This window comes from Thermodesulfovibrionales bacterium (assembly GCA_035686305.1).
Classification (GTDB): Bacteria; Nitrospirota; Thermodesulfovibrionia; order Thermodesulfovibrionales; family UBA9159; genus DASRZP01.
Window position 1 is genome coordinate 1 of the sequence record DASRZP010000121.1, and the last position, 2,970, is coordinate 2,970.

Below are 2,970 nucleotides of genomic sequence, written 5' to 3' on the forward strand. Positions count from 1 at the left end.
AAAATGAACCTCGCTGCCATGACTCCGAGGGACGAACTCTCTTCAACGACGTACTGTCTCGCCGATCCCGGCAGGGAATATCTCGTTTATCAGACGGAATCCGACACGCCTTTTCATCTGTATCTTAAAGCAGGGGCATACAGGTACGAATGGTTCAATCCAGATAAAGGAACTATCGTCTCGACAGGCTCGTCTATCTTCCCGCAAGACAGGAGCACATCTTTTGCCCCTCCATTTCCTGGAGATGCTGTCCTCTACGTACATGTGCCCGATGACAGATAGATCGGGTCCAGGACTCAAAGTTCTGAGACTTTTTGCAGGAAGTCATTGCTGAAGAGGATATGTCTTGATTTGAGTATCCTGACCTTTCCGTCTCTAAGCCATTTATCGATGATCCTCGTGACGGTCTCGCGGGTTAACCCTGCCATGTTCGCAATCTCCTGATGAGTGAGCTTAAGACTCAGGGTTACACCGTCGTCGGTTTTTTTTCCGTACTCATTGGAGAGTGACAAAAAAAGCATCTTCAATCTTTGGGAGGCGTTATTAAGACTCAGGATCTGTATCTTGTCCCACGATTCCCTCAGCCGGGAACACAAGATATGGAGGAAATTGTCGACCACCCTGCCGTGATCGTAGAGGAGAGAGAAAAAATCTTTCCTCGAAACAAGGGCTATGACGGAATCGTCGATCGCCATTACCGAGGCAGGAACGGTCTTGCCGTCAATGAGGGAAAGTTCTCCAAAGAAGTCGCCTGACCGGTGCATGGCAAGAATTATTTCCTTCCCGTCTTCCGTCGTCTGAACGGCCTTTACTTTTCCGTCGAGGATTATATACATGAATTCATTGGTATCTTCTCCATAGAGAATGGTTTGATTCTTCTTAAATCTCCTTACGACGACCTTCTTCATGATCTTCTGCAGTTCCTCATCCGTCAATGAGGTGAAGAGGATGATCTTCTTCAGGAATTCAATTCTCTCGTCTTCCTTCATGGGTCTGCTCTCTTTCATATGCGGCGATCCGTCACACATCACCTAGGAGTAGTATATCGTGTCTCCATGATCGACGTCTATTCTGTTTCTTTGCTCCTTCGCCTCCTCTCAGCAGATTATGCGTTGCAAGATCACAAGAGAATAGCATATAATGATACTACAAGAGAGAGGTGCATGTCATGCGTGCAACACTGAGCGTACCGGATGACCTTGTCAAGGCGGTGCAGAAGCTGTCGGGAGAAAAGTCAAAGAGCAGGGCGATCATCGTCGCCATGGAGGAATACGTAAGGCAGAAGAAATCACGAGATCTTCTTGCTCTTAAAGGCAGGGTTTCTCTTGCTTTCGATTGGGAAGCCGATGAAGAGAAGGAACTGAAAACCCAACGCAAAAGGGAAATGCTTCTTGAAAAGAGACGAGTGTAATGTCTTGATCGATACGAGCGCCTGGGTGGAATTCTTTCGGGGAACCCCCAGGACCGCTGATACCGTCGCGAAGCTCATCGAAACGGGGCGGGCGTGTATCTGCGGGGTCATTTGGTACGAGCTTGTCCAGGGTGCGAAATCTGATGAAGAGGCATCGCACCTATCAGACAGGTTATCAGCACTCCAGTACAGAGACATAACTGCTCAGGCATGGGTAAGAGCTGGAAGAATCTCTGCCGGACTTCGGAGGAAGGGCGTTACCCTGCCGATGTCTGATCTTGTCATAGGCGCAGCGGCATTGGAACACAGCCTTGAGGTTCTCACCCTGGACGATCATTTCGCAAGCATTCCTGGATTAAGACGGTACCATTAGTATGGCTGGACAGAACCACTTGCTGAAAAGGAGCATCCTTGAATATTGAAGAGAGGAAACCAGGAAGAGTGTTAGTGACCGGCGCCGCCGGATTTATCGGATTCCATCTCTCGAAGAGATTGCTCGGGAAGGGTGATGAAGTCGTTGGGCTCGACAACCTCAACGATTACTACGATGTGAACCTGAAGCTGAACAGATTGAAACAGCTCGAGGGACTGCCGGGCTTCACATTTGCAAAGATGGACCTTGCTGACAAGAAGGGGATGAGCAGCCTTTTTTCTGAAAGAAACTTTGATATCGTGGTGAATCTCGCTGCCCAGGCAGGCGTGAGGTACTCCTTAGTAAATCCCTATTCCTATATCGACAGCAACATCAGCGGCTTCCTCAATATCCTCGAGGGCTGCCGGCATAATAGCGTCAAACACCTCGTCTTTGCCTCTTCAAGCTCTGTCTACGGCGCCAATACGAACATGCCTTTTTCGGTCCACCATAATGTGGACCATCCCGTATCGCTTTACGCAGCTACCAAGAAGGCGAACGAGCTTATGGCCCACACCTACTCGAGCCTTTACAGCATCCCCTGCACAGGCCTCAGGTTTTTCACTGTCTATGGTCCCTGGGGAAGACCCGATATGGCTCTCTTTCTCTTTACGAAAGCCATCCTGGAGGGAAGGCCGATCGACGTCTTCAATTACGGCAAGATGCAAAGGGACTTCACCTATATCGATGATATCGTTGAGGGCGTCACGAGGGTGATGGATAAGGTGCCTCAACCCAACCCCAACTGGAGCGGCAGCAAACCCGATTCTGCGACCAGCTACGCGCCTTATAAGCTTTACAACATCGGCAACAATAATCCCGTCGAACTCATGAAATTCATCGAAGCCCTTGAAGACTGCCTCGGGAAAAAGGCTGAAAAGAATCTCCTGCCTATACAGGCCGGCGATGTGCCTGCGACCTATGCCGACATCGATGACCTGATCAAGGATGTCGGATTCAGACCGTCGACAAGTGTCCAGGATGGGATCATGAAATTTGTCGAATGGTACAGACAGTACTATAATCCCCGGTAGCCTACATTTCATCCTCTTGTATCCTTTGGAAACAAAAAATATCTTTTCGTGTAACCACGGGATACAATTTCCTGCCTCTCAACAAGAGCTCTTCAGACTCGCTGGATCGTTAA

At 49.2% G+C, this 2,970-nt stretch carries 5 protein-coding genes; 4 read left to right on the forward strand and 1 reads right to left on the reverse strand.

Annotated features, from left to right (window positions below; genetic code table 11):
- A partial coding sequence (locus VFG09_13735; protein HET6516217.1) for a hypothetical protein occupies positions 1 to 282 on the forward strand: 282 nt, incomplete at its 5' end.
- 14 nt (positions 283 to 296) lie between these two features.
- Here the strand turns inward: VFG09_13735 and VFG09_13740 are convergent.
- Entirely contained in the window at positions 297 to 989 is a 693-nt protein-coding gene (locus tag VFG09_13740; protein HET6516218.1) for a Crp/Fnr family transcriptional regulator, read from the reverse strand.
- A gap of 179 nt (positions 990 to 1,168) precedes the next feature.
- Between VFG09_13740 and VFG09_13745 the strand changes: the two genes are divergently transcribed.
- From VFG09_13745 to VFG09_13755, 3 genes are read left to right on the forward strand one after another with little or no spacing between them, the layout of a single operon-like run.
- On the forward strand, positions 1,169 to 1,411 hold the full coding sequence (locus VFG09_13745) for a type II toxin-antitoxin system VapB family antitoxin (GenBank protein HET6516219.1): 243 nt from the start codon (positions 1,169 to 1,171) through the stop codon (positions 1,409 to 1,411).
- A complete protein-coding gene (locus VFG09_13750; GenBank protein HET6516220.1) occupies positions 1,392 to 1,784 on the forward strand; it encodes a PIN domain-containing protein in 393 nt (130 codons plus the stop codon). The genes VFG09_13745 and VFG09_13750 overlap by 20 nt, the downstream gene beginning before the upstream one ends.
- Before the next feature lie 38 nt (positions 1,785 to 1,822).
- On the forward strand, positions 1,823 to 2,857 hold the full coding sequence (locus VFG09_13755) for an NAD-dependent epimerase (protein ID HET6516221.1): 1,035 nt from the start codon (positions 1,823 to 1,825) through the stop codon (positions 2,855 to 2,857).
- Positions 2,858 to 2,970 lie beyond the last annotated feature (113 nt).

What these genes read in the sequence shown, in the direction of transcription:
- VFG09_13740 (HET6516218.1), bottom strand. Translation starts at nt 989, where the DNA reads ATGAAGGAAGACGAGAGAATTGAATTCCTGAAGAAGATCATCCTCTTC.
- VFG09_13745 (HET6516219.1), top strand. Translation starts at nt 1,169, where the DNA reads ATGCGTGCAACACTGAGCGTACCGGATGACCTTGTCAAGGCGGTGCAG.